This window comes from Mesorhizobium sp. M2E.F.Ca.ET.209.01.1.1, from assembly GCF_004010375.2.
GTDB lineage: Bacteria > Pseudomonadota > Alphaproteobacteria > Rhizobiales > Rhizobiaceae > Mesorhizobium.
In genome coordinates this window covers 1-26,891 of the sequence record NZ_SADP02000025.1, presented here as the reverse complement: position 1 = coordinate 26,891, position 26,891 = coordinate 1, and the positions used below count along the sequence as shown (strand labels likewise).

General features: G+C 63.3%; 18 protein-coding genes and 1 tRNA gene. 9 read left to right on the top strand and 10 right to left on the bottom strand.

The window, feature by feature from the left end:
* The first annotated feature begins 167 nt into the window (after positions 1-167).
* From EN852_RS30200 to EN852_RS30175, 6 genes are all read left to right on the top strand, one after another.
* Positions 168-1,394: an iron-containing alcohol dehydrogenase gene (locus EN852_RS30200; RefSeq protein ID WP_127879533.1), complete on the top strand. Its 1,227-nt coding sequence runs from the start codon at positions 168-170 to the stop codon at positions 1,392-1,394.
* Positions 1,395-1,415: 21 nt separating this feature from the next.
* Complete coding sequence (locus tag EN852_RS30195; RefSeq protein WP_127879597.1) at positions 1,416-2,903, top strand: NAD-dependent succinate-semialdehyde dehydrogenase; 1,488 nt, start codon at positions 1,416-1,418, stop codon at positions 2,901-2,903.
* Positions 2,904-3,013: 110 nt separating this feature from the next.
* Positions 3,014-3,727, top strand: a complete 714-nt coding sequence (locus EN852_RS30190; protein ID WP_348643490.1) for an alpha/beta hydrolase — start codon at positions 3,014-3,016, stop codon at positions 3,725-3,727.
* A gap of 294 nt (positions 3,728-4,021) precedes the next feature.
* Positions 4,022-5,290, top strand: coding sequence for an AGE family epimerase/isomerase (locus tag EN852_RS30185; RefSeq protein WP_127879529.1), 1,269 nt, complete (start codon positions 4,022-4,024; stop codon positions 5,288-5,290).
* 140 nt (positions 5,291-5,430) lie between these two features.
* Positions 5,431-7,359, top strand: a complete 1,929-nt coding sequence (locus EN852_RS30180; protein ID WP_127879527.1) for an adenylate/guanylate cyclase domain-containing protein — start codon at positions 5,431-5,433, stop codon at positions 7,357-7,359.
* 334 nt (positions 7,360-7,693) lie between these two features.
* Positions 7,694-8,437 (top strand): DUF4239 domain-containing protein, encoded by a 744-nt coding sequence (locus tag EN852_RS30175; protein ID WP_246694453.1) that lies wholly within the window; start codon positions 7,694-7,696, stop codon positions 8,435-8,437.
* A 142-nt stretch (positions 8,438-8,579) separates the two neighbouring features.
* Here the strand turns inward: EN852_RS30175 and EN852_RS30170 are convergent, their stop codons facing one another.
* The 5 genes from EN852_RS30170 to EN852_RS30150 all read right to left on the bottom strand — a co-directional run bounded on the left by EN852_RS30170 (position 8,580) and on the right by EN852_RS30150 (position 13,487).
* On the bottom strand, positions 8,580-9,092 hold the full coding sequence (locus tag EN852_RS30170; protein WP_127879523.1) for an OmpA family protein: 513 nt from the start codon (positions 9,090-9,092) through the stop codon (positions 8,580-8,582).
* 9 nt (positions 9,093-9,101) lie between these two features.
* Positions 9,102-9,758: a L,D-transpeptidase gene (locus EN852_RS30165; RefSeq protein WP_127879521.1), complete on the bottom strand. Its 657-nt coding sequence runs from the start codon at positions 9,756-9,758 to the stop codon at positions 9,102-9,104.
* Positions 9,759-9,884: 126 nt separating this feature from the next.
* A complete protein-coding gene (locus EN852_RS30160) occupies positions 9,885-11,969 on the bottom strand; it encodes an adenylate/guanylate cyclase domain-containing protein (RefSeq protein WP_127879519.1) in 2,085 nt (694 codons plus the stop codon).
* A gap of 631 nt (positions 11,970-12,600) precedes the next feature.
* Positions 12,601-12,677 (bottom strand) — tRNA-His (locus EN852_RS30155).
* Positions 12,678-13,019: 342 nt separating this feature from the next.
* Positions 13,020-13,487 (bottom strand): phasin, encoded by a 468-nt coding sequence (locus EN852_RS30150; protein WP_126079079.1) that lies wholly within the window; start codon positions 13,485-13,487, stop codon positions 13,020-13,022.
* A gap of 271 nt (positions 13,488-13,758) precedes the next feature.
* Between EN852_RS30150 and EN852_RS30145 the strand changes: the two genes are divergently transcribed.
* The gene (locus tag EN852_RS30145) at positions 13,759-17,796 is read left to right on the top strand and encodes a PAS domain S-box protein (RefSeq protein WP_127879517.1); all 4,038 of its coding nucleotides are present in this window, start codon (positions 13,759-13,761) and stop codon (positions 17,794-17,796) included.
* A gap of 251 nt (positions 17,797-18,047) precedes the next feature.
* Here the strand turns inward: EN852_RS30145 and EN852_RS30140 are convergent, their stop codons facing one another.
* Positions 18,048-20,006: an acetoacetate--CoA ligase gene (locus tag EN852_RS30140; RefSeq protein WP_127879515.1), complete on the bottom strand. Its 1,959-nt coding sequence runs from the start codon at positions 20,004-20,006 to the stop codon at positions 18,048-18,050.
* A 265-nt stretch (positions 20,007-20,271) separates the two neighbouring features.
* Here EN852_RS30140 and EN852_RS30135 point away from each other — a divergent pair, with 265 nt between their 5' ends.
* Positions 20,272-22,152 (top strand): AsmA family protein, encoded by a 1,881-nt coding sequence (locus tag EN852_RS30135; protein ID WP_127879513.1) that lies wholly within the window; start codon positions 20,272-20,274, stop codon positions 22,150-22,152.
* Between the two features lie 128 nt (positions 22,153-22,280).
* Here the strand turns inward: EN852_RS30135 and EN852_RS30130 are convergent, their stop codons facing one another.
* From EN852_RS30130 to EN852_RS30115, 4 genes are all read right to left on the bottom strand, one after another.
* Positions 22,281-23,099 carry an ABC transporter permease subunit gene (locus tag EN852_RS30130; protein ID WP_042640957.1) on the bottom strand — a complete coding sequence of 273 codons (819 nt, stop codon included), beginning with the start codon at positions 23,097-23,099 and terminating at the stop codon, positions 22,281-22,283.
* Complete coding sequence (locus tag EN852_RS30125; RefSeq protein ID WP_127879512.1) at positions 23,096-24,058, bottom strand: ABC transporter permease subunit; 963 nt, start codon at positions 24,056-24,058, stop codon at positions 23,096-23,098. Before EN852_RS30125 ends, EN852_RS30130 begins: the two co-directional genes overlap by 4 nt.
* Before the next feature lie 10 nt (positions 24,059-24,068).
* Positions 24,069-25,208, bottom strand: coding sequence for an ABC transporter ATP-binding protein (locus EN852_RS30120; RefSeq protein ID WP_127879510.1), 1,140 nt, complete (start codon positions 25,206-25,208; stop codon positions 24,069-24,071).
* A gap of 80 nt (positions 25,209-25,288) precedes the next feature.
* Positions 25,289-26,386, bottom strand: a complete 1,098-nt coding sequence (locus EN852_RS30115; RefSeq protein ID WP_127879508.1) for a polyamine ABC transporter substrate-binding protein — start codon at positions 26,384-26,386, stop codon at positions 25,289-25,291.
* A 253-nt stretch (positions 26,387-26,639) separates the two neighbouring features.
* Between EN852_RS30115 and EN852_RS41740 the strand changes: the two genes are divergently transcribed.
* A partial coding sequence (locus EN852_RS41740) for a hypothetical protein (RefSeq protein ID WP_210238269.1) occupies positions 26,640-26,891 on the top strand: 252 nt, incomplete at its 3' end.

The following is a 26,891-nucleotide window of genomic DNA, read 5'->3' as shown; positions in this document are numbered from 1 at the left end:
TATCCTATACGATTTTATAGAGGATACGAACGGATGGGGCCAGGAACCGTATCGCCGCATTCAACGATGCGGGCACGAAAGCCGACAAAGCACCGGCCTGCGAACCAGAGGCCACTCAACCGATGCACAGCGTTTTCGCACCAGTCCCTTTCGAAAGATCTCAGTTCATGACCCTTTTTGCAGCCGCGCGCCTGCCGCGCGAAATCCTTTTCGGCAAAGGCCAGCGCCATGCGCTGCCCGCCATTGCCGGGCGACATGGCCGGCGCGCCTTCATCTGCACCGACGAACGGCTCGCCAGAACGTCCGAGTTCATCGAGATGCTCGAGGGGCTGCAGGCTGCCGGGATCGACACGCTCGTCTACGACCGCACCTTGCCGGATGTGCCGCGCGACAGCGTCGGCGCCTGTATCGCGGAGGCGAAGGGATTCGAGCCGGACATGGTGATCGGCGTCGGCGGCGGTAGTTGCCTTGACATGGCGAAATGCGCTGGGCTGCTCATCAGCCATGGCGGCAGGCTCCAGGACTATTATGGTGAGTTCAAGGTGCCGGGCCCTACCCTTCCCCTTATTGCGGTGCCGACCACGGCCGGCACCGGTTCCGAAGTCACTCCCGTCGCGGTCATCTCCGACCCGGAGCGGACGCTCAAGGTCGGCATCTCTAGCCCGCATCTCATCGCCGCGGTTGCGCTGTGCGATCCGGACCTGACGGCGAGTTGTCCGCCATCACTGACCGCCATCGCCGGCGCCGACGCGCTGACGCATGCGATCGAGGCCTTCACCGCGGCAAGACGCGGCGCCGATGCCGATCTGGCACAACGCCATGTCTTTGTCGGCAAGAGCGCGCTGACCGATCATTTCGCGCTTTTGGCGATCAGGCTCCTGGGCCGCAGCCTCGAAGCAGCCTATCGCGACGGGTCGAACGAGAATGCACGAGCCGATGTCATGATGGGAGCGTTGGTCGCCGGCTGCGCCTTCGGCACGGCGGGAACCGCCGCCGCCCATGCGGTGCAGTATCCAGTCGGCGCGCTCACCCACACGCCGCATGGGTTGGGCGTCGCGACGATGCTTCCTTATGTGATGCGCTACAACCTGCCGGCGGCAACCGCGGAGATCGCGGAAATCGGCATTGCGCTTGGCCTGCCGCGCCAGGATCGAAATGCAGATCAGCTGGCCGACGCCACGATCACGGAAGTCGCGCGACTGTTCAACTCCATCGGCATCACACGAACGCTGGCAGATCTCGGTCTTGCCGAGGACAGGATCGACTGGACGGCGGAACAGGCCCTCGGCATCGACCGGCTGATCAAGAACAATCCCCGTCCTTTCGACCTGCCCGCGATGCAGCGCCTGGTCGGGGCCGCTTATCGCGGCGATATGTCCGCCGTGACGATGTGAGGGACGGAGCCCAAGTCCATGATGAACATTTCGATAGACCTATTCGACCAGGACACCGACATGTCTGAGTATGCCGCGTTTTCGCATGGACTCTATATCGGCGGCAAATGGCGCCCCTCATCCGACGGCCGCGTCATCGAAGTGGTCGACCCGTCGACCGAGGCCGTGATCGCCGCGGTTCCGGACGCAACGCTCGCCGATGCCGCGGCTGCGGTCGAGGCGGCGGCACAGGCAGCTGCCGGCTGGCGCGAGACCCCGCCGCGCAAGCGGTCCGAGATCCTGAGGCGCTGCTTCGAGTTGATGACCGAACGCGCCGAGACCTTGGCCGTATTGATCTCCCTGGAGAACGGCAAGGCCCTGCGCGACGCGCGCGGCGAAGTTGCCTACGCGGCCGAGTTCTTCCGCTGGAACGCGGAGGAAGCGGTTCGCATCAGCGGCGAGTTCGGCCTTGCGCCGTCCGGCGCGAACCGGATCGTGGTCGACTACCAGCCGATCGGCATTTGCGTGCTGATAACACCGTGGAACTTCCCGGCGGCGATGGCCACACGCAAGATCGCGCCGGCCCTTGCCGCCGGCTGCACCGTCATCCTGAAGCCGGCCAGCGAGACGCCGCTGACGGCCTACGCGCTTGCTGCCCTCTACGAGGAGGCCGGGGTGCCGCCGGGCGTCGTCAACGTCATCACCACTTCGAATCCGGGGTCCGTGACTGCGGCCATGCTGGCCGACGCGCGGGTGCGGAAGCTCTCCTTCACCGGCTCGACCGGCATCGGCCGCGTGCTTCTCGCCGAGGCGGCGAAACACGTCATTTCCTGTTCGATGGAACTTGGCGGCAATGCGCCGTTCATCGTGCTCGACGACGCCGACCTCGAGGCGGCGCTCGACGGCGCGATGATCGCCAAGATGCGCAATGCCGGCGAGGCGTGCACGGCGGCCAACAGGCTCTACGTCCAGGCGGGTATCCATGACGCGTTCGCCGAAGGCCTGCGCAAGCGCATGGCGGCGCTCGCCATCGGCCCAGGCACGGATTCGGAAACCGAATGCGGACCGATGATCACCAGGAAGGCCGTGGACAAGATCGATCGGCTCGTCCAGGACGCGGTCGTGCGCGGCGCGAAGGTTCTGTGCGGCGGCGCGATCGCCGAGGGCCGAGGATTTTTCTATCCGCCCACGGTGCTGAGCGATGTGCCGGCCGACGCCGCCATGGCTCACGAGGAGATATTTGGTCCAGTGGCGCCAATCAGCCGCTTCGAATACGAGGCGGAGGTCATCGCCAAGGCGAACGATACCGAGTACGGCCTTGCCGCCTATATCTACACGCGCGACCTTGCAAAGGGCATGCGCATGGCGTCGAAGATCGAGTCCGGCATGATCGCGCTCAATCGCGGCCTGATGTCGGACCCTGCCGCGCCCTTCGGCGGCGTCAAGCAAAGCGGGCTTGGGCGCGAGGGCGGGCAGAAGCACGGCATCGCCGAGTTCATGGAGGCGAAATACATCGCCGTGACGATCTGATGAGACAGATGGCGAAAGATCCATTCCGCATTCGCGACCATGTCCCCGAGTTCGACGACATCGTCGCCGAGATCGTCCGGCGCAGCGCCGCGACCAGGGCGAGAGTTCCGATGGCCACCGACGTGCCTTACGGACCGGACGGCACGGAAACCGTCGACCTGTTCTTCCCGCAGGGCAAACGCGATCGTCTGCCGGTGCACATGTTCATTCATGGCGGCTACTGGCGCATGTTCTCCAAGCGCGACTATTCCTACGTGGCGGACACCGTCACCAACGCCGGGGCGATTGCCGTCATCGTCGACTACGCACTGATACCGAGCGTGAGAATGGCGACGATCGTCGATCAAATACGCCGCGCCAGGCAATGGATACATGACCACATCGCGAGCTATGGCGGCGATCCCGGCCAACTGACGGTAAGCGGCCATTCCGCCGGGGCGCATCTCGCGACGATGCTCTTTGACGACAACACCCGGCCTTCGGGCATCAAAGGCGCGCTCCTGCTCGGCGGCATCTACGACCTGGGACCGTTGCAGGAGTCGTTTCTCGCTGCCGAGATCGCGATCACCGACCAAGAGGTTCAGCGGTTCTCGCCGATCGATCACAGCTTCGATCCGGGCGTCGCGGTCGCGGTATCCGTCGGCGCCGAGGAAACGCCGCCTTTCCACAGCCAGGCCGCCGCTTTTGCAGAGAATCTCGAACGGCAAGGGCTGGTCGTTTCCCTCACGAGCCTCGCAGGGGCCAACCACATGAGCAGCGTCCGCGATCTTGGCTTGGCCGACACACCAGCCTCGGCGTTGTTGGCCCGTCTGTTGACCGTGTGAAAGGGCACAAAGGCCGGCTCGCCCAATTCAGCTCTTCAAGTCCGAACGCACGGTGACGACCAACACGCGGACCGTGCTTCGTGGGTCAGCGACGCGAGCGTTACAACTCGACCCCCTCCTCCAGCCCATCCACGATGGGCTTGGCCCTTGACCTTTCCAAACATTCTCAAGGACCATGCACCGAAATTGGCGCCTCGACGGGTTCATTCGCGCGGCTCGTTATCTGTATAAAGGAGCGCCGCCAACGAGGCGCCGCCAACAGCCAACCTGTTCACGCCCACCAGGAAACATTGAATGCCGGAATTTTCGTTTTCCTCGTCCAGTTCCGGCGCCTGGCGTGATGCGCCTTGGCACCGCGCCTGGCTCACCAAGCAGGCAAATATCCTGTTCGACCTTTTCGATCCGGTCACCATCAACCCGCGGGGCGGGTTCTTCGATCTCGATGCGACTGGCAAGCCCCTGCCCGGAAAGGCCGTCAGGCCAATCCACACCACCGCCCGGGCCGTCCATTGCTACGTCATCGCCAGTCTGCTTGGGCGGCCTGGAAGTGACCGGATGATCGATCATGGAATGCAGTATCTCTGGCACTGCCATCGTGATGCAAAGCATGGCGGCTACATGTGGTCGCTCGACGACGACGGGCCCAAGGACGCCAGCAAACAGGGTTATGGCCACGCCTTTGTGCTGCTTGCGGCATCAAGCGCGAAGCTGGTGGGCCACCCTTTGGCCGACGGGATGCTGGCAGACGTCACGACGATCCTGAACGACCGGTTCTGGGAAGAGCAGCACGGCGCCATCGCCGAGGAGTTCGAGCGCGACTGGACGCCGTTGCGCGGCTATCGCGGCCAGAATTCCAACATGCACCTGACCGAGGCATTGATGGCCGCCTATGAGGCGACCGCCGATCAGGAATACCTGCGCGAGGCGGAGCGCATTGCGGACCTGATCATCAACCGCCGTGCCCGCGAGTGCGACTTTCGCGTCGCCGAGCATTTCGACGAGCAGTGGGCGATCGACCGCTCCTACAGGGCGGTCAACGAGATGTTCCGTCCGTCGGGGACGACGCCGGGTCATTGGCTCGAATGGGCGAGGCTGGCCCTGCAGCTGTGGGTGCTTGGCGGCAAAAAGCACGACTGGATGCCGGCAGCCGCGGAGATGCTGTTTCGGCGCTCCGTGGAACTGGCATGGGATGGAACCAAAGGCGGCTTTTTCTACACCCTCGACTGGGCCGACAAGCCGGCGTTCCGCTTCAAACCCTGGTGGCCGATCGCCGAGGCCGCGGGCGCTGCCTCATTCCTGGCCGAGCATCGTCCAAGCGCCTTCCATGAAGAATGGTATCGGCGCATCTGGAATACCATCGCCGAGGCCTATATCGACCGCGAGCATGGCGGATGGTTCGAAGAACTCGATGAGGACCTGCGGCCGGCGCATTCGCTGTTTGTCGGCAAAGCCGACTTGTACCACGCCCTGCAGGCCTGCCTGATACCGCTCTATCCGGCGCAAGGGAGCCTGACGAACGTTATTCGTCAACGTTATGACGCTTCCTCGACCAGACTTCCATAGACCGGGACGCGACCTGCCGCGCAGTCGAATTTCGCTGCGATATGCTTCCTTAAGCCAATTTCGGATTCCAGGCATCCGAACAAGGGCTCGCTCGCGCCGTTTCTTAGGCTAAGATTGTTCGAACTGGCGGGAGGTCCTCCTTGCGAGAAGAGCAACGCAGGCTTGCGGCGATCTTGGCCGCCGACGTGGCAGGTTACTCGCGGCTGATGGCAGCCGACGAGTCAGGAACGCTGGGACGGCTGAGGCGGCTCCGAGCTGAGGTATTCGAGCCCAAAATCGCGCGGTTCCACGGACGCATCGTCGGCTCGGCCGGGGATAGCCTGCTGATCGAGTTTGGGAGCGCGGTTAACGCCGTGCAGTGTGCGATCGAACTGCAGCGCGAACTGGGCGGCGAGAACGCGGGCCTCCCCGAAAACCGGCGTATGGCGTTCCGTATGGGCGTAAATCTCGGCGACGTGATCGTCGAAGACGACACGATATACGGAGACGGTGTGAACATCGCGGCACGGCTTGAAAAGTTAGCGGAGCCTGGCGGCGTCTGCATCGGGCGCGCCATTTACGATCAAGTAAAAGGCAAACTCGAATACGTCTATACGGATATCGGCGAACAACGGGTTCACAACATTGCGGAGCCGGTACGCGCTTACCGTGTCATGTCCATTGAGCTATCCCCCACCAGCTCGTCCGTGCCGTCGGTCAAGGATGCGCTTCCGTTACGCAATCGACCATCGATCGCCGTGCTGCCTTTCACCAACATGAGCGGCGACCCAGAGCAGGAATACTTCTCTGACGGCATTACCGAGGACATCATTACGGACCTCAGCAAGGTCGGGGCGCTGGCAGTCACGGCGCGCAACACGACCTTTGCCCTCAAAGGCAAGTCGATGGACGTCAGCGAAGCGGCCCGGCAATTGCGCGTTTCGCATGTGCTGGAAGGCAGCGTGCGCAAGGCGGGTGGTCGCGTTCGCATCACCGCGCAGCTGATCGACGGGACGAGTGGGCACCATGTGTGGGCCGAACGCTACGACCGTGATCTTGACGACATATTTGCGCTCCAAGACGAGATCGCGCGGGCCATCGTCGATGCCCTAAAGATCCGACTGATGCCGGCCGAGTATGCTGCCATCGGCAAACGCACCACGGAGAACGTAGAAGCCTATCAATATTACCTCATGGGACGGCAGCATTTCTTGCGCCTGGGCCGTCGCAATCACCTTTCCGCCCGACGGCTCTACCAGCGGGCGCTGGAGATCGATCCCGAATACGCTCTGGCGCGGGCCGGGCTGGCGCTAGCTGAGGGCATGTTGCTGAGATCCGGAGATCCGAGCGCAAAGCTTGTCACCTTGAGCGCCGAGGCTGAGCGCGCGCTGGCCTTGGACTCGACGCTCGCGGAAGCTCACGTGGCCCACGCGATGGCGCATTTCCAGAAGGAGCAAATCGAGCTCGCAAGCGCCGCCTGCCGGCGAGCAATCGCGCTCGATCCCGATCTCTACGAGGCACACAGGACCTTGGGCGACGTGCTGCGCATGGAGCGCAAGTTTGCAGAGGCCGCGGCCGCCTATGAGAAGGCGGCGGAGGTTGACCGCAACAGCTATGGCGCGATGTGCATGCTGTGGGATTGCCGCAAGACGCTGGGCGACGAGGAGGAAGCCCATCGGCTCTCAAGGGAGTTGCTTACCCGCATCGAGAAAGCCATGCAGCTCTATCCGGACGATGGCGCAGCCTATGCCTATGGTTGTTACGTCCTCCACAATTTCTGCCTGGATGAACGCGCCTTCGAGTGGGCCGAGCGCGCGATCACCATCGACCCGGAAGACTATAACAGCCATTACAATGTCGCGTGTTTCCTGGCGGCGATCGGCGCCGTGGAAAAGGCGGTCGACACGCTGGAGCACTGCGTGCCGCAGCTTGGATTGCAGCAGGTGCACTGGATGGCGCAGGACGTGGATATGAATTCTCTGCGCGATCATCCGCGCTATCGGGCGCTGATCGAGCGCCTGGAGATCAGTTTTGCGGAGGCAGAAGGCCAATCAGGAAGCGGAATCGAAGGAAGGCCTTCCGGAGCTTAGAGCCATTTTCTCTCGGGACTGCGAGACAGCTGCAGATCCTGACTCCTTCCTGGGATAGTTCTGCTCCTGTCACCTCAGAGGGCCTGTTGAGTCATCAGGTTCTCGAGGCGGGTATAGAAGAAGCCCCTTACAGCCAGCGCCTCGTTGTTAAAGCAGGTCTTTCGACCGGCGCTGGCAGCAGTGCGTAGGATTGTTGACACGATGGAACACGGTGGCATTGCCACGAGTGGAACTACGGCCCTACAAACGCCTGCCGGCGAACTCTCAGCATAGGGAAGGCGCTACTATGAGTGGGTGGTTGCATACTCTTCCACTGGCTTGGATGGCTCTCGTCGTGTTCGGGGCCACCTATATCGTCGCGTTCATCTTGCACCAGGGCATCGCCGCTCTTGCTGCGGGTTCCACGGCGCGGTCATTCAAGGCGCTTTCGCCTGGCATGTTGCCGCCGCTCGGTATCATCTTCGGCTTATTCGTGGCGTTCACCGCGGCTCAGGTCTGGAGCGACAGCGACCACGCCAGTGCGGCAGTCAATCGCGAGGCCAGCGCGTTGCGGTCGGTCATGGTTCTGGCGGGCAGCTTTCCCGGGGAACCCGAGGCGCGCTTACGGACGCTGCTGCGCAGCTATATCGAGGAAACGACGAGCCAGGAGTGGCCGCTGATGGCCGAGGGAGCGGCGACCCTCACCATAGTCCCGCCGGCGCTTAACGAGGCGCTGCGGACGACGCTGGCTTTGACGCCAACCAATCCCGGCCAGGAGATCGCGCAGCGCGAGATGACGAGATGGCTTGAAGACGCCCTGGAGGCGCGTCGCCAACGGATTCTCGTCAGCTCCGCGCAGGTCAATCCCACGAAGTGGGCCTGCCTGATCCTGCAAGCCTTCTGTGCTCTTCTCGCGATTGCGGTCGTTCATAGTGACAACCGAACGGCATCGGCGATCGCTCTTGGAAGTTTTGCGACCGGCGTGGCGGCATCCGTTCTCCTGATTCTCGCCCACGATCGGCCCTTCACGGGAGAGATCGCAGTATCGCCGCAGCCGTTGCTGCAAGTTATGCCCGAAGCCAAAGCGGGCGGCGGATGATACAGATAGGCGTGCAAAGACGGATCTGTCGCTGGCCACGTCTGCTTTCATGCAGAGGCTAAGCCAATCTCCACCGCCGAAATGACCGAAGCGGACATGCCGCCGTCGCGTTGTGAGACACTGACAAGCAAAACAGTGTCCCCTACGACTCGTCCCTCTCATCGCGCAAATTAGACACGACGCGGCGATTCTGCGACCTGCAGGCGGTGTCGGGGCAGTCGCGGACGAGCCGGTCCTTGCCGTAGCCCTTGGCCCACATGCGGTTGCGGTCTATGCCGCCGGCGGCGAGGTAGTCCATCACCGCATCGGCGCGCCGCTGCGACAGAGCCGTTTCGTTTGCGCCAGGATCGTCGGCGAAACCCTGCAGCTTGAGCATCCAGCGCGGATACTTTGCTAACCAGGCGATCTGGGTGTCGAGGGTGGTCTTGGCGACAGAATCGAGCTCGGCCGAACCTTTCGTGAAATAGGTGCGGCGGCCGACATTGAGGATAAAATCCTCCTCGCTGCCCGGCTGCACGTTCTGGAAGCCGGCAATCTCGGCGTTGGTGACGTCGGGCGTGGGAGGGGCCAGCGTGTTGGTGGTCGAGCAGGATGCGGCCAGCAACAACAGGCCGGCGGCGAGCAGCCGGCGCGTGTTTTCAATCATGCGGTTCATGAGGCGCCATCATTCGACAGAGGTGGAAGCGGGCGCCTGGTCGGCGATGTGCGGCAGGACCTCCACCGCGGTGCCGATCGGGCACCGCTGGTAGAGGTCGATGATGTCTTCAGGGAACATGCGGATGCAGCCGCTGGAAGCGTCGGTACCGATGCTCCATGGCTCCAGCGTGCCATGCAGGCGGTAGCCGATGTCGACGCCGTCACGGTACAGATAGAGCGCACGTGGCCCGAGCGGATTGTTGGATGCGCCGCCTGCGATCATGTCAGGTAGCTCCGGTCTGCGCTTGCGCATTTCTGGGGGCGGAACCCATTGCGGCCAGAGCGCGCGGCGGTCGATCGTCGCGCGGCCGTACCATTTGAAGCCTTCCTTGCCGACGCCGACGCCGTAGCGGATGGCGGTCTTGTTCTCCATGATGAGGTAGAGGAAGTGGTGGCGGGTATCGACCACGACGGTGCCGACCGGCTCGCTGCTGAAATACTTAACGATCTGGCGATGCCATCTCTTGTCGATCTTGGCGAAGTTGGTCTTGCGATAGACGAAATTGTTGTCGATGGCGGTACCGGCGAAAAAGGATTTTGCCGCCGCGGCTTGAACATTGCCGGTTGCACCGACCGCAACCAGCGCCAGGCCACCGATCACGACACCCCTGCGTGACAGAACCATCGGCAATCCCCATGCCTTAAGCCTAGGGAACCATAGTTGAGAATTATTTCGCCTCAAAGTGGAAAATGCTGCGGTTTGCCGGAAGCCGTCAGTGCGCTTTTGCGGGCGAAGCGCGACAAGCCGCCATTAAAATCTCAACACCCAGGCTTCCACTTTTCCCTTGCCTTTGACTTCGATAGCGCCGCGAGGCTCGAAGACAAATTGGTCCTTGAGCTGTTCGTAGACAGGGCGCGTCACCTGAACAGAGTCGGGAACTCCGCCAGACTCCATGCGGCTCGCCAGATTCACTGTGTCACCCCATAGATCATAGATGTACTTACTCTTCCCGATGACGCCGGCGACCACTGGCCCGCTGTTGACGCCAACCCTGAGCTTCATCGAGATATTGTGTTCCATCGCGTGCTCGCGAGTAATATGGACCATGCGAATGGCCATCCGGACCATGCGCTCGGCGTGGTTGGCCACCGGCACGGGTAGGCCGCACACCGCCATATAGGCGTCGCCCACCGTCTTGATCTTCTCGATGCCGAGATCATGGGCGGCAACGTCGAAGCGCGTGAAGAGTCCGTTGAGAAACATCACGACATCGTGCGGCGGCATTTCCGATGTCAGCGTCGTGAAGCCGACCAGGTCTGCGAAGGCGACCGTGACCTCGGCGAAGCCGTCGGCGATCCTCTCCTCGCCAGCGCGCAGCCGATTGGCGATCGGTGCCGGCAGGACGTTGAGCAGCAGCAGCTCGTTCTCGCGGATTTTGTTCTCGATCACGACATTCTTCTGGTGCAGATCCTCAACCATGCCGTTGAAGGCTGTGCAGAGCTCGCCAATCTCGTCGCGCGTGCGGACCGGCACGCTGGTCGCATAGTCGCCAGCAGAGAAGCGTTTCACGCCGGCAGTCAGATCGCGGAGCGGTCCGAGCAGCGCGCGCGAAAGCCAGGCGGCGGTGGCGGCGACTACGAGCATCGCCAGTCCTCCGACGAGCAACAGATCCCGGCGGAGCTCGGCGATCGGTGCGAAGGCCTCGGCGCTGTCGATCTTGGCGACGAGCGCCCATTTGACATCGGAAATCGCGAGCGGTCCCCATGAAGCGAGCGTCGGGACGCCACGGTATCCGATGATCTCGCCTGTGCCCTCGACACCGGCGAGCGCGGCATGGGAAGCCTTGGTGTCGATGCGCTGATGCAGCACAGGTGTCCCGTAACGCTGAATGGCGGCGATCTCCTCTTCGGAGGTGCCGACGGATTTCAGGTCGGCGAAGAAGTTATCCCGGCTCTCGTAGAACGCCCGCGGCCCAGAGCGCGCCAGATAATCGGGTCCGACGAGATAGGCCCCACCTGTGTCGCCGAACCCTTCCTGCCGCCAGCGGCGATTGCCGGTGACAACATTGTCGATCTCATCATTCGACAGTTTCGCGACGAGCACGCCGATGACGACGCCCTGGGCAATCACCGGTGCTGCCATGAAGGCGATCGGTGCGCCGCCTGATGGCGCATAAGAGGCGAAATCTTCCAGGCAGCTGGCTGATGGGTCCGCGATCTGCGAGCAGCGGGCGACGGCGGCCGCGACGTTGGCGCTGCGGTACGGTCCCAACTGAAGAGACGTGGTGAAATCCACCTCCTTCTCGACCGTATAGATCAGGCGACCTGATTTTGGATCGGCAATCATGAGATCGAAAAAGCCGACCTTGCTAGCCGCCGCGCGCATCAATGGATGGTATATGGCATGCAGCCTGGAGTATTCGCTTCCGTCGCCGGGGTCGTCGAGAAGCTTGCGCCGCTCTGCGGGGTTGGGATTGTCGACAATGTAGTGATACTGCAGATAGTAGGGAGCCCCACTGACCGGCAGGTAGTCCGACAGGGCTGGCTCCTTGCCCAGAATGCGCGTCATGCCCGGCATGAAGTTCTCAGCGTACCAATCGCCGACCTTCTGCCGCAGTTGGAGCGGCGCGCCTGCCTGGTCGAGCTGGTCGACCGCGGTCCGGAACTCGCGTGTCGCATCGACCACCATCTTGGAAGTGGCAAGCAGGCTCAGCTCCGCCTGGATCGTGCGGAAGTAGGTTTCGACCTGGCGCGTCTTGGCCTGACGAGAGGCCGTGAGTTGGTCGAAGACTGTTTTTTCGAGAGCGTCGCGGGCGCGGAAGTAACCGAGCGCCCCGGTGACAAGGACCGCGATCGCACCAAGAAGGACGAGGGTTGTAAACAGCTTTGCGGCCAAGCCCCAGCGCGCCGGGCGGGATGAGCTGGTCACGTATAGAGAAGACAAAAGATCCGACATTGCTTTTGCATCACGTCGTCGCGAACAGGAGCGTCGGCGTCAAGTCGGACAGCAAGCCAAGATTGTGTTCCATGCGTTACCCTCTCGCGTAGGCATGCCAACTTTCCACGCGATCATCTTAGCCAAGAATGGCTCGGGCCGCATGGTCCTTGACCACCTCCACGCCACCCGGCGCTCGTAGGGATAGCGCAGCAGAGGGTGAGCCTGCACCACGTGTCAATCTTCGGACGTGACATCGAACACCCTCGAAGCGAGGACGAGCCTGACGAGCTTCGGCGATAGCAATGTCGTCAGCGGAAAGCTGGGGTTCAGCATGCGCCCGCACGTGCTTCGTCTTGCGTGCATCCCCCTGTGTGAGAAGCCAGATCCGGACTCGACAGCTGTCGTCCGAAATTGACAAGACGAGCGTGGGGCTGATGTCACGCGGCTTGCGGACGATCGTGCCCGGCCTTGATAGGTATCCGCCGAAACAGCTCGAATGAGACTGACGCAAAATCGCGGGCAGAAGCGAAGCCTACGATCGAACCGTCCAGCTAAAATCAAAAAATCAGCTATTTACGCGAGAAGGCGATGGTACCGTTGGCTGGGCTCGAACCAGCGACCCCCAGATCCACAATCTGGTGCTCTAACCAACTGAGCTACAACGGCACGCCCTGCATGAACTGGATCAAGGTGAAAGCTTCCTCTCCGTGATCCGCTCTGTCTTTCGGCGATGCGTCCAATACGGGCTATCGGATTCTAATTCAAGGCCCTTGATAAGGCAAAGGACCGGTTTCCTCGCCCTCCTGCATCCAGGCAAAAGAAAAGGCCGGCGGGAGGAGGTGCCGGCCTTTTCCTGTTACGAGCCAGCGGGAGGAGATGCTGGCTGGTCACCCCGGAAACAGAGGGAGGAGGTTCCGCTTCCGGGTATCTGGTTACTCAACTCTATCGCATAACTATTTGTCTGACGAAATGCGACGTTTTGATGCATCGCACAGTTGTGCGCGAAAATTAGGCAGCCTTGACGTCCTTGATCGCCTTCTCGAAGGCGCTCTTGACCGGCTTGGAGACATCCTCGACCGCCTTGGTGGCAACGGCCTGGAACTCCTTGGCCTGCTCCACCGCCAATTCGGCGCGCTTGCGCAGGAAAGCGGTCTGCAGCTCGACGACTTCCGAAAGGGTCTTGGCGCCGACCAGGGCTTCAAGGTGCGAGAAGCCGGCTTCGGCATTGGCGCGCAGCGCGGCGATCGCCTTGAGCGAGACGTCGCTGGAAACGGCCTTGGCGGTCTCGTAGGTCGACTCCAGAACCTTCTGGGTCTCCTCGGCGCCGGTCTTCAGCTTGGCATAGGCCTCTTTCGACTGCTCGACGCCCTTCTCGGCGAAGGCGCGGATCTGGTCGGTGGCCTTGGAAGCGTCGAAGCTCGGGAATTCAACGTTTTCGATGGTCTCGGCAGCGGTCTTAGCGGTGGTCTTGGACATTTTCCAACCTTTCAAGATAGCGGCTTTGACAGAAAGCCGTCTCGTTCATGTATGGTGGCAATATAGAGGTTTTTTTGTGCGTTGCAACATCTTTGTTGCACTGCACCATAAGAATCTTCCCTCACGGCAACCGTAGCGTCAGCCGCCGGGCCGTTAACCAAGAGCCCAGAGATTTCGACCTATGCAAGCCAGGGCTTGTGGACCTTCGGACCGTGGGCTTTTATTAACAAAGCGTTAACTGAAATGCCCGCTCCGGAGGGTTGCCCAGCGCATGCCGCCTGAAAACTACTCCTTCCTTGACGTCGCCGTGCTCGACGCGGTGCGCCAGCGCTTTGCCGCCGGCGATGCCCTGGCCATCTTGTCGGCCGACCTCGAACAGGTGATCTGGGCGAACGGACCGGGGGCGTCGGTGTTCGGCTATCCGGATATCGAGGCCATAATCGGCGCATCGGCGCGGCTGCCGCTGATCGCCAGGCGGCAGATCATGGCGACCAGCGGTTTTCCCGAGATTGGCAACGACCGCGCCATCACGGTGAGGCTGGCCACGGGCATGGTGAGCCGTGCCGTGGGTTTCCTGGCCAGCGCCGTGACGATGCCGGACGGCGAGAAGGCAATCATGCTGGCGGTGCCGGCGGCGCAGACCAGCTCCCGCAGCGCCGGCGAGATCGCCAGCCGCGCCATCGGCGGTTTCACCGAGGCAGGGCATTTCATCGCCTTCGTCGACGCGCAGGGCGATGTCGAGGCGGCTTCGGACGGCTTCGCGGCGCTCGGCATCGAGCCGCGGACCCTGGCTGCGCTGGTCGCGGATGTGACAAGCAGCGGCGACCGTGTCGTCAAGCGCCTCGTGCCTGGCAGCGGCACTTCCTACCCGGCCGGTTTCGCGCGGCTCACCGACACGCGGCATCTGCTGGTGGTGATCGATGAGGACCAGCTCGACGGCGACCTAGGCGAACAGCCGGCCGCCGGCCAGGACGATCGGCCCGATGGTGAGCAATTCGCGGCGCCAGGCACCGTGGCGGCCACGCTGTCGGGTGAAAGCCTGACCGCCGAGCCCGAACCCCAGCCGGTCCAGGACAACAGCCTCGCACCGGCCGTGACGGCTGGCGAACAGGCCGGGCTGGTCCCGGAGCCCGCTGAGGGCGATGCACGGACTGACGCCGGAAGCCGGATGATGGCCGGCCAGCCGCCCGCCCCGACCGATCATCACGCGAATGCCGCCGAGCCCGGCCAACAGGCTGCGGACGCCGGCGCCAGCCAGCATGACCATTGGTATTTCAACGCCGGCGAAGAGAACGCCAGGCCGGCTCAACCGGCAGCGCCGGCGAAGGATGAGCAGAAGGAAGCTGTCGCGGCCGAAGGCCTGCAGCCGGGTATTGGCGAGACGGCCGCGCGCGAAACCGTCATGCCGTCGCAGCCTGCCCTGCCCTCCCGCTACATCGACCGCTCGGCGCCACCTTTGCGCTTCGTCTGGCGCACCGACGCCGAAGGCAAATTCAGCGCTTTGTCGCCCGAATTCGCAGACATCGTCGGCCAGCCCGCCGCCGATGTGATCGGCCGCCGTTTCAAGGACGTCGCCACCACTTTCGGCCTCGACGCCTCGGGCGAGATCGCCGGTCTGCTCGAACGGCGCGACACCTGGTCGGGCCGATCGGTGCTGTGGCCGGTGGCCGGAACCGATCTGAAGATACCGGTCGATCTGGCGGCGCTGCCGGTCTATGGCCGCAGCCGTGCCTTCGAGGGTTTTCGCGGCTTCGGCGTCGCGCGCAGCGCCGACGCCGTGATCGATCCGGAGGCGCTCGGCATGGCGCTGGTGCCTAATGCCGCGCCTGCCGGGAACGAGCCGTCGGTCGAGCAGTCGGCCGCGGAGCAGGCCAAGCCGGAACAGCCAAAGCCCGAAGATCCGTTCCAGGGCGAAGTGCCGGCGTTGAGCATCGTGCCGAAGCCGGAGCGGCGCTTCGCCGACAAGGTGATAAGGCTGGCCGAGCACCGCCAGCCGGCCAACGACAAGCAGCCGGGAAGCGACACGCCCGCAAGTCAGAGGAGCCTGTCGATCCTCGAGCGCAGCGCGTTCCGCGAGATCGGCGAGCGGCTGCGCAAGGACAATTCCCTGCCTGCCGAGCCGGGCGCCGCCGAAGCCGGCAATGAGGCCGATGCGGCTGTTGCCAGCAAGGACGAGGCAACAGCGAAAGAGCCCGACGTCGAAACGAAGGCCGAGGCAAACCAGCCAACGACGCTTGAAACGGCCGGGCATGAGAACCCTGCGCTGGGAGCGACGCCGCCAGCCCCGGAAACCGCGGACGCGAAGGCTGATGCCGAGACCGCGGAAGCACAGACCGAGGCGGAAGACCAGAAAGACCTGGCGAGGCTCGACGGTATCGATGACGCCGCCGCGACGGACGACGCCGGCGAGACCGTGACGCCGGCCGCTTCCGGCTCGCTGCTCAGCTACGCCGATGGTGAGAAATCCGGGCAAGAAGCGGGCGTCGAACCTGCTTCCGAGGACAGCCAGGTAGCGGCCACCCAGCAGGCGGCCGAGCATGCCTACTCCGAGGCGCGGCAGCCGGCCGAACGGCCAGCGACCGAGCCGGTCGCCGAAAAGCCGGCGCGCGATGCGACGGCGAACGACGACAGCATGACCGCCGACGATTTCCGCGATGCGCAAGACAGCGAGGATTGGGCCGGCTCCGACGCCGACGCTGCGACGGCCGCGGAAGAACCGGAAACGGTAACGCCGGCGCGGCCGCGCCTGGACGCGCCGCCACTCAAACTCGCAGGCTTTGTGCCGTCCGCTTTTTCGACTGGAGAGGAAACCAAGGCGCCCGATACGTCCATCCTCGCCAGACTGCCGGTGCCGTTGCTGATCCATTCGGGCGACGAGCTCCATTACGCCAACGACGCCTTCCTCGAGCTCACCGGCTACGATGCGTTGGAAGACCTAGCGGATGCGGGGGGCCTGGGCGCGCTGTTTGCCGATCCCTATGCCGAGGATGCCGCCGCGGACGAAAGCGACCACTCGCTGAAGCTCAAGAGCCGCCAGGGCCAGGAATTTCCGATCGAAGCCCTGCTTCGCTCGGTGCCGTGGCGGAGCGGCAAGGCGCTGATGCTGGTGGTGCGGCGCTCCGGCGAGGACGATGCCGCGCATTTCATCGCCGCGAATGACGAACCGGCGCTGCAGCCGGACGTGCCGGAATTGAAATCGCGCATCGCCGAGATGCGCACCATCATCGACACCGCCACGGACGGCGTCGTGCTGATCGGCCGCGACGGCAATATCCGCTCGATCAGCCGGCCGGCGGAAGCCCTTTTCGGGTTCGACAGCGACGAGGTCGCCGGCAAGCCCTTTGCCTCGCTGTTCGCCATCGAAAGCCAGCGCGCGGCGCGCGACTATCTCGCTGGCCTCTCGGAGCCGGGCGTGGCGAGCGTCTTGAATGACGGCCGAGAGGTCATCGGCCGCGAGGCGCAGGGGCGTTTCATCCCGCTGTTCATGACCATCGGCCGGCTTCCCAACGACAGCGGCTTCTGCGCCGTGGTGCGCGACATCACGCAATGGAAGCGGGCCGAGGAAGACCTGACGCAGGCACGCGCCGTGGCCGAGCGCGCCTCTTCGCAGAAGACGGATTTCCTGGCCCGCATCAGCCATGAGATCCGCACGCCGCTCAACGCCATCATCGGCTTTTCCGAGCTGATGGTGGACGAGAAATTCGGTCCGATCGCCAACGACCGCTATCGCGACTACCTGCGCGACATCAACCGGTCAGGCAATCATGTGCTCGATCTCGTCAACGACCTGCTCGACATCTCCAAGATCGAGGCCGGCCAGCAGGAGATGGATTACGAGGCGGTGTCGCTGAACGACACGCTGGCCGAGACGGTGGCGATGATGCAGCCGCAGGCCAATCGCGAGCGCGTCATCATTCGCTCCAGCTTCGCCTCGCGGCTGCCGGAAGTGGTGGCGGATTTGCGAAGCGTGCGCCAGATCGCCCTCAACATCCTGTCCAACGCCATCCGCTACACCCAGGCCGGCGGCCAGGTGATCGTCTCGACCGCTTACGAAGCCTCAGGCGATGTCGTCATGCGCGTGCGCGATACCGGCATCGGCATGACCCCGGCCGAGATCGAGCAGGCGCTGAAGCCGTTCAAGCAGATCAATGCGCTGAAGCGCGGACGCGGCGATGGCACCGGCCTCGGCCTGCCGCTCACCAAGGCCATGGTGGAGGCGAACCGCGCCCGCTTCGCCATTACCTCGACGCCAGGCGAAGGAACCCTGGTCGAGGTCGCCTTCCCCTCGACTCGCGTGCTAGCCGAATAATCGTCCTGGATCAGTTTCGGCCAAAGAAAAAGGCGTCCGGGAGGACGCCTTGAGAAATGGGATGCTGTCACAACGGGGGCTTGAGCTGAACCTCAGGGGACGAGGAACGGGATTTCTCCCTCAAGTTACACGCGACTATCGGGGTCCTCCCTTAACAAGTCCTTACCGGGCGGCAGAAAAATTTACGAATGTGTACCACCCGTGAAATCTAGGTAAATTCGGCAGATAGATTTCGTTAACCATGCCATCTGTCAGCCTGCCAGTTGCGGCAGGTCGCGGAACAGCTCCAGCGCTTCCGGATTGGCAAGCGCTTCCTTGTTCTTCACGGCGCGGCCGTGAACCACGTCGCGCACCGCAAGTTCGGTGATCTTGCCGGACTTGGTGCGCGGGATGTCGGTGACGGCGACGATCTTGGCCGGCACATGGCGCGGACTGGCGCCGGTGCGGATCCTGGCGCGGATGCGCTTTTCCAACTCCTCGCTGAGGCTCACGCCGGCGGCCAGCCGCACGAACAGCACGACGCGCACATCATTGTCGAAGTCCTGGCCGATGCAGAGCGCCTCGAGGATTTCCGGCATCTGCTCGACCTGGTTGTAGATTTCGGCCGTGCCGATCCGGACCCCGCCCGGATTGAGCGTCGCATCCGAGCGGCCATGGATGACCATGCCGCCATGCGCCGTCCATTCGGCGAAGTCGCCATGGCACCAGACATTGTCGAAACGCTCGAAATAGGCGGCGTGATACTTCTTGCCTTCAGGATCGTTCCAGAAGCCGATCGGCATCGACGGGAAGGCCTTGGTGCAGACAAGCTCGCCCTTCTCCTGCCGGATCGGCTTGCCGTCGTCGTCCCAGACGTCGACAGCCAGGCCAAGGCCGGGACCCTGGATCTCGCCGCTCCAGACGGGCTCGGTCGGCACGCCGAGCACAAAGCAGGAGACGATGTCGGTGCCACCCGAGATCGAGGCCAGATGCACGTCCTTCTTGATGCCGTCATAGACGAAGCGGAAATCTTCCGGCGACAGCGGCGAGCCGGTGGAGGAGATGGTGCGCACGCTCGACAGGTCGTGGCTGGCGATCGGCTTCAGACCGGCTTTGCGAACCGAATCGATGAACTTGGCCGAGGTGCCGAAATAGGTCATCTGCTCGGCATCGGCGAAATCGAACAGCACATTGCCGTCGGGGTAGAAAGGCGAGCCATCATAAAGCAAAAGCGTCGCGCCCGAGGCGAGGCCCGAGACCAGCCAGTTCCACATCATCCAGCCGCAGGTGGTGAAATAGAACAGGCGATCGCCGTCGAGCAGGCCGGCATGCAGGCGATGCTCCTTGACGTGCTGGATGAGCGTGCCGCCGGCCGAGTGCACAATGCATTTCGGGATGCCGGTCGTGCCCGAGGAAAACAGGATGTAGAGCGGATGCGCGAAGGGCAGCCGCTCGAAGCTGACCGTCCTGGCGGCGAATGGCGAGAGCGCTTCTTCGAGCGCGGTCGCCTTGTCGATGGTGGCGGCGACGTCGGCCGAGGTGCCGAGATAGTCGACGATCAGCACCTTGCGGACGGTCGCCAGCTTCGCCGCGACCGCGCGGACCTTGTCGGCCACTTCGATCGCCTTGCCGTTGTACCAATAACCGTCCGGCGCGATGAAGACGACCGGCTCGATCTGGCCGAAGCGGTCGAGCACGCCCTGCTCGCCGAAATCGGGAGAGCATGACGACCAGACTGCGCCGATCGAGCTTGCCGCCAGCATCGCCGCGATCGTCTCGGGCATGTTCGGCATCATGGCGGCGATGCGGTCGCCGGCCTTGACGCCGAGCGACAGGAAGAGCTGCTGCAGCCGCGAGGTCAGCGCGTGAAGCTCGTTCCAGGACAGCCGGCGCTCGACCTTGTCCTCGCCGCGAAAGACGATCGCCTCCCCGGCGCCGGTCTTCTGCAAGAGGTTCTCGGCGAAATTGAGCCTGGCGTCGGGGAAGAAGCTGGCGCCGGGCATGCGTTCGCCGTCGATGAGGTTCCGCTCACCCTTTTCGCCGACAAGATTGCAGAAATCCCAGACCAGGCTCCAGAAGGCGCCGCGATCCTCGATCGACCAGCGGTGAAGTTCCGCGTAGCTGGAGAAAGCCTCCCCGGCCCTCGCTGCCGCGGCCTTCATGAACGCGGTTAGCGGCGCTGCATCGATCCGCTCCTGCGTCGGGGTCCACAAAGGTGTATCGGCGGCCATGATCGCTCCTCCCAAGCGCGTCGCGTTCGAGCCAGTTAAGCTCAACGTCGCCTATGCCATCGTTCCAAAAACGGCGCGCAACCGTGGACCGGGGTCGTACGGTTCGCTTATGCATATTGCAGCGCAGCAGAGCAAGATTTTGTTCGGGCGATCCATGGTTGCCGGTGCGCAAATGCCATCGCGGGGCCATAAAGACTTGAAAAGCGTCGGCGCTCGGTTACACCCGTCGGGCGATTTTGTCGGCAATAGAAGCATACGGGGCGAAATGCCATCATCATTGATCCGGCGCGGGGTGTGGGCGATCGGCGTTGTCGTGCTCGTCATCGCGCTTGCGGTCGCGGCACTGCCGCTGATTGCCTCGACACGCATTGTGCGCGACCGCATCGCCTGGGAATTGAGCGCCTGGAGCGGCTTTAGGGTCACGATCGACGGCTCGCCGCGCATCGAGGTCTGGCCGAAGTTCCGGGCCATCCTCAGCGACGTGACGCTGTCGCAATGGACAGAGACCGACGCGCCGCCGGTGGTCGAGGCCGATCGCGTGGAAGTCGATCTCTCGGCCATGGCCGCCCTGCAGGGCGACGTCGCCTTCTCGACCGCAAGGCTGGTGCGCCCGACGATCAGGGTCCAGCGCATGGCGAGCGGCTTCTATCTGCCACCGCTTCCGACCGGCGGGCGTATCACGCGCTCGATCGATACCGCGCGCGGCGTGGTCACCGCCAACCCGCAGAAGCCCGACCTCGGCAGATTGCCTTCCGATCCGTTCGGCACGGTCGAGTTTCGCGATGGCCGCGTCGTGACAACGGCCGACGGCAAGGACACCGAGATCCTGAGCAGCCTGAGCGGCCAGGTGAACTGGGAGGCGATGAACAGCGATGCATCGCTGACCGCGACCGGAATCTGGCGCGGCGAGACCGTGCAGCTCGATTTCTCCTCCGCGAAACCGCTGGTGCTGTTTGCCGGAGGCGCGGCCCCCGTCACCCTCTCCTTCAAGGCGGCGCCCGCAACGTTCTCCTTCGACGGAACGGCCTCGATGTCGGACAATGCCTATCTGGACGGCCAGGCCAAGTTCGCCGCGCCGTCGCTGCGGCGCGTGCTGGAGTGGTCGCAGGCCGGCCTCGCGCCGGGTGCCGCGATCGGTGCCGTCTCGGTCACCAGCAAGGTGAACGCCTCGGCGGGGCGCGCGAAATTCGAGAACACGACCGTCACGCTGAACAACAATCCGGGCATGGGCGCGCTGGATTTCTCCTTCGCCGAAGGGCGCCCGGTGATCGCCGGCACGCTCGCCTTCGATACGCTGGATCTGAGATCGTTCCTGTCGGCCTTCACGCCCGTCGCGCCCACCGGCGAGGCCGGCCCAGGCGACATCGACACCAGCTTCGCCGACCGCATCAACCTCGATCTCAGGCTGTCGGCGGCGCATGCGACGGCGGGACCGGTGCAGCTCGCCGACGTCGCGGCGACCGCGCAGGTCAAGAACGGCCTTGCCGTCTTCGACATATCCGACGCGTCGGCCTTCAACGGCACCGTTCAGAGCAGCCTGCGCCTCGATCGCAAGCCCGAGGGCACACAGGTCGAGATGCGGCTCCTGGCATCGGATGTGGACACGGGCGCCTTTGGCACGGCGGCGGGAATGACGCGGCTGGTGCCGGCCGGCACCGGGACGGTGTCGGTCATCCTCAAGGGACCGGGCAAGGCGTGGAACTCGATTTTCGAGAATGCCGATGGGTCGTTCTCGGCGACGTTCGGGCCGGGCACGCTCAACGGGCTCGACCTGCCGGCCTTCCTGAAGCGTAATCAGCAAGGCGGCTTCTTCGCGCTCGACGACGTCTCCAAGGGTTCGCTGCCGATCGACGGCGCCGAGATCAAGGCAAGCATCTCGAAGGGCGTGGCGCGCCTCGACAAGGCCGAGATCAATGCGCAGAAATACAAGATCTGGCTGTCGGGCATCGCCTCCTATGCCGGACGGGGACTGGCGCTCTCGGGCGGCGTCGTGCCGACCGGACAGCCGGCGCAGCAGCCTCAGCAGGCCAACGGCCAGGCGGCCAGTCCGCCTCCCGCTCAGCCGAACCAGTCGCTGTTCTTCGTCGGTGGCAATTGGAGCGCGCCGTTCATCTCGCCGATCGCTCCCGGCGTCTCGGGCCAGTAACTTAGAGCAATTCCAGGAAAAGTGTGGGCGGTTTTCCGTCCGGAATTGGGTAGCAACAAAAGGAAGAGCGGTTCGCCGTTTCCATGAGACGGTGAACCGCTCTAGAGGACGCAAAAGCGCCCCGCCACTTAACCGCGCTGCGCGGCCTGCTCGTCGAGCTGGCGCTGGATTTCGCGACGCTTATTGGCGATCGAGGCGATGATGACGCCGACCGCCACGACCGCGATCAGGATGGTGCACGCAGCGTTGATTTCCGGCGTCACGCCGAGACGCACCTGGCTGTAGATCTTCATCGGCAGCGTGGTGGCGCCCGGCCCCGAGGAGAAGCTCGCGATGACCAGATCGTCGAGCGAGAGGGTGAAGGCCAGCATCCAGCCGGAGATGATTGCCGGCAGGATGACCGGCAAGGTGATCTGGAAGAAGGTCTTCACCGGTGGCGCGCCGAGATCCATCGCGGCCTCCTCGAGCGAGCGGTCGAACGAGACCAGCCGCGACTGCACGACGACGGCGACGAAGCACATGGTGAAGGTGATGTGGGCGAGCGTCACCGTGAAGAAGCCGCGGTCGAGCCCAACGGCGACGAAGAGCAAGAGCAACGAGAGGCCGGTGATCACCTCCGGCATGACCAGCGGCGCGAAGACCATGCCCGAGAACAGCACCCGCCCCCGGAAGCGCGTGTAGCGCGTCAGCGTGATGGCGGCGAGCGTGCCGAGCACGGTCGCCACCGTCGCCGAGATGACGCCGACGCGCGCCGTCACCCAGGTGGCGTCCATCAGGCCCTGATTGTGGAACAGCGACACGTACCATTTGGTCGAGAAGCCGCCCCAGACGGTGACGAGCTTCGATTCGTTGAAGGAAAAGACGATCAGAAGCACGATCGGCAGATAGAGGAAGGCAAAGCCCAGCACGATCGAGGTGATGTTGAAGCGGCTCCAGGTCGAGTTCATCTGCCCTGCTCCTGTGCCTTTGCCTGCGCCTGCTGGAAGAACATGATCGGGATGGTCAGAACCAGAAGCAGGATGACGGCCACCGCCGAGGAGACCGGCCAGTCGCGGTTGGAGAAGAATTCGTTCCACAGCGTCTTGCCGATCATCAGCGTCTGCGAGCCGCCGAGAAGGTCGGGGATGACGAACTCGCCGACGGCCGGGATGAACACCAGCAGGCAGCCGGCGACGACGCCGGGCAGCGACAGCGGGAAGGTGATCTTCCAGAAGGCGCCGATCGGCGGGCAGCCGAGATCCTCCGCGGCTTCGACCAGCGAATAGTCCATCTTCTCAAGCGACGAATAGAGCGGCAGAACCATGAAGGGCAGGTAAGAATAGACGATGCCGATGAAGATCGCCGTGTAGGTATTGAGGATCACCAGCGGCTGGCTGATCAGGCCCGTGGCGAGCAGGACCTGGTTGAGCAGACCCTCCGGCTTCAGGATGCCGATCCAGGCATAGACGCGGATCAGGAAGGAGGTCCAGAAGGGTAGGATCACCAGCATCAGCAAGGTCGGACGGATCGTCGCCGGCGCACGCGCCATGCCATAGGCGATCGGATAGCCGACGATCAGGGTGAGTATCGTCGATATCGCCGCGATGACCAGGCTCGTCACATAGGCGTTGAAATAGAGCGCATCCTGGGTGAGCCAGGTGTAGTTGTCGAAGTTGAGCTCGCGGAAGCCGGCGAGGAATCCCGAGATGCCGTCGCTGAAGTCAAGCACCGGCGTATAGGGCGGCATCGAGATCGCCGTCTGCGACAGCGAGATCTTGAAGACGATGATGAAGGGAACGAGGAAGAAGAACAGCAGCCAGAGATAGGGGACGATGATGACGAGGCGGTTGACGAAGCCCTTCGCCAGCCTAGCCGGCAGTGTTGTGGTTTGCGTCGATGGGGCGGCAGTCGCTGCGATATCGGCCATCTCAGCCTCCCTACCTGGTCAACACGACGCCGGCATCGGGCCGGAAGGAGACCCAGGCGCGGTCATTCCAGGTCAGCGGATCCTCCGTGACGCGCGAGGCGTTCAAGGCGCTTGCCCGCACGATCTGCCCGTCGTCGAGCCTGATGTGAAAGACGGTCATGTCGCCAAGATAGGCGACGTCATAGACCTCGCCTTCCAGCGCATTGACGGCATCGGCGGGCTTTTTCGAGGAGACCTTGATCTTCTCCGGCCGGATCGCGAAGACGATGTCGGAGCCGGCAGCGGCGTTGCTGCCATTGTCGACGACGATCTGGGCGCCGGTCGCGCCGGTGATGCGCGTCGCGTTTGCCGTGTGCTCGGCAACCCTGCCCTCGAACATGTTCACGTTGCCGACGAAATGCGCCACGAAACGCGAGGTCGGCGCCTCGTAGATCTCGGCTGGCGTGGCGACCTGCATGACCTCGCCCTTGTCCATGATGGCGATGCGATCGGCCATGGTCATGGCTTCTTCCTGGTCGTGGGTGACGACGACGAAGGTGAGGCCGAGCTCCTGCTGCAGGTCCATCAGCTCGAACTGCGTTTCCTCGCGCAGCTTCTTGTCCAAAGCGCCGAGCGGTTCGTCGAGCAGCAGAACCTTGGGCCGCTTGGCGACCGAGCGGGCAAGCGCCACGCGCTGGCGCTGACCGCCCGAGAGCTGATGCGGCTTGCGCTTGGCGAACTGCTCGAGCTTGACCAGCTTCAGCATCTCGGCGACGCGCTTTTCGATATCGGGTCCCGGCATGCCTTCCTGCTTGAGGCCGAAGGCGATGTTCTTCTCCACAGTCATATGCGGGAACAGCGCGTAGGACTGAAACATCATGTTGACCGGCCGCTTGTAGGGCGGGATGCCGCGCAGGTCCTGCCCGTCAAGCAGGATGCGGCCCGCCGTCGGTTCCTCGAAGCCGGCGAGCATCCTGAGCAGGGTCGACTTGCCGCAACCGGAGGCGCCGAGCAGCGCGAAGAATTCGCGCTCGAAAATGGTCAGCGACAGATTGTTGACGGCGGTGAATTCACCGAACTTCTTGGTGACCTTGTCGAACTGGATATATGGCTTGGCGTTCGGGTCGTTCCATGGCGCGAAATCCCTGCGGATGCTGCCAAGCGATTTCATGATCCCCACTCCGTTACTTTTTTGATTTCCCCAAAAGAAAGCGACCCCGGCAGCTGGCTGCCGGGGTCGTGTCTCAATGCTTACTGACCGGTGACGATCTTGGTCCAAGTGCGCGTGATGACGCGCTGTGTCTTTGGATCGTATGGCTTAACGGTATAGAGCTTCTTGATCGTCTCGGCATCTGGATAGACCGAAGTATCTTCCAGGATCGCCTTGTCGACGAACTGCTGCGAAGCCTTGTTGCCGTTGGCATAGAGCACGTAGTTCGACGACTTGGCGATGACTTCGGGCGTCATCATGTAGTTGATGAACTCGAGCGCTTCGGCGACATGCGGCGCGTCAGCCGGGATCGCCATCTGGTCGAACCACATCTGCGCGCCTTCCTTCGGCACCGAATAGCCGATCTCGACGCCCTGCTTGGCTTCCTCGGCGCGGTTGCGCGCCTGGAAGACGTCGCCCGACCAGCCAATCGCCAGGCAGATGTCGCCATTGGCCAAGGCGTTGATGTATTCGGACGAATGGAACTTGCGGATATAGGGGCGGACCTTGAGCAACGCTTCCTCGGCCTTGGCAATATCATCCGGCGAGGTGCTGTTGGGATCGAGGCCGAGATATTTCAGCGCCGCCGGAATGATGTCGGCGGGAGAATCCAGCACATAGACGCCGCAATCCTTCAGCTTGGCCAGCTTGTCCGGATTGAAGAAGACATCCCAGCTGTCGATCTTGTCGGTACCGAGCGCGGCCGTCACCTTCTTGACGTTATAGCCGAGGCCGACCGTGCCCCACATATAGTTGACGGAGTATTCGTTGCCCGGATCGTATTTGGCGGTGCGTTCGGAGATGACATCCCACATGTTGGAGATGTTCGGCAGCTTCGACTTGTCGAGCTTCTGGAACACGCCCGCCTGGATCTGGCGCGCCAGGAAGTTGGCGCTGGGCACGACGACGTCATAGCCGCTGCCGCCGGCAAGCAGCTTGGTCTCCAAGATCTCGTTGGAATCGAAGGTGTCGTAGACGACCTTGATGCCGGTCTTCTTGGTGAAGTCGTCGATGATCGAGCTGTCGATATAGTCCGACCAGTTGTAGACATTGACGACGCGGTCCTCGGCATGGCCGCCTGCCGTGAAAAGCGTCAGAAATATCGACGTCGCCGAAAGCCAGAGCGCTTTGCGGATCATGATGTTCTCCTTTGGTGAGTGTTCCCTTGCCGGCTCGTCGCGATATGGCGGCGCGGCGTTGATTTCAGACTATTGGGCTTTCCGGAGGGCAACAAGCGCGGCATGTCGGCGCTGCGCCGGGTTGCCGGTCGGTGGTCGAAGACCGTCCGCGGGGCGCCCCTGTAAGGTACCTGGGCGGCGTCAACGGCGTTCGCCGCGGCGTGGGCAGAGATACGACGATGTGGTCCGGCCTTGGTCAGGCCGGCAGAGACACGTGGCAAGATACGCCTGTCTTGTTGTTGCCGTGGTCGCAGCCTGCCCGCCCGGCAGCGGGGTTGTCAATGGGGAAGGCTGCCTAAAGCGCGTCGCGCTGAAAGGGAATCAGGCGACATGCTTTAGCAGGCTGCGGAAAAACCGGAGCCGTGGGGCCGTTTTGCGTTTGGTTGATGCGAGATCGGCTTATGCGAGGGTCATTTTAGCGGCTCTTTCGGCTGGTTTTGCCGCGATCGGCCGGTTTGAGGTGGAT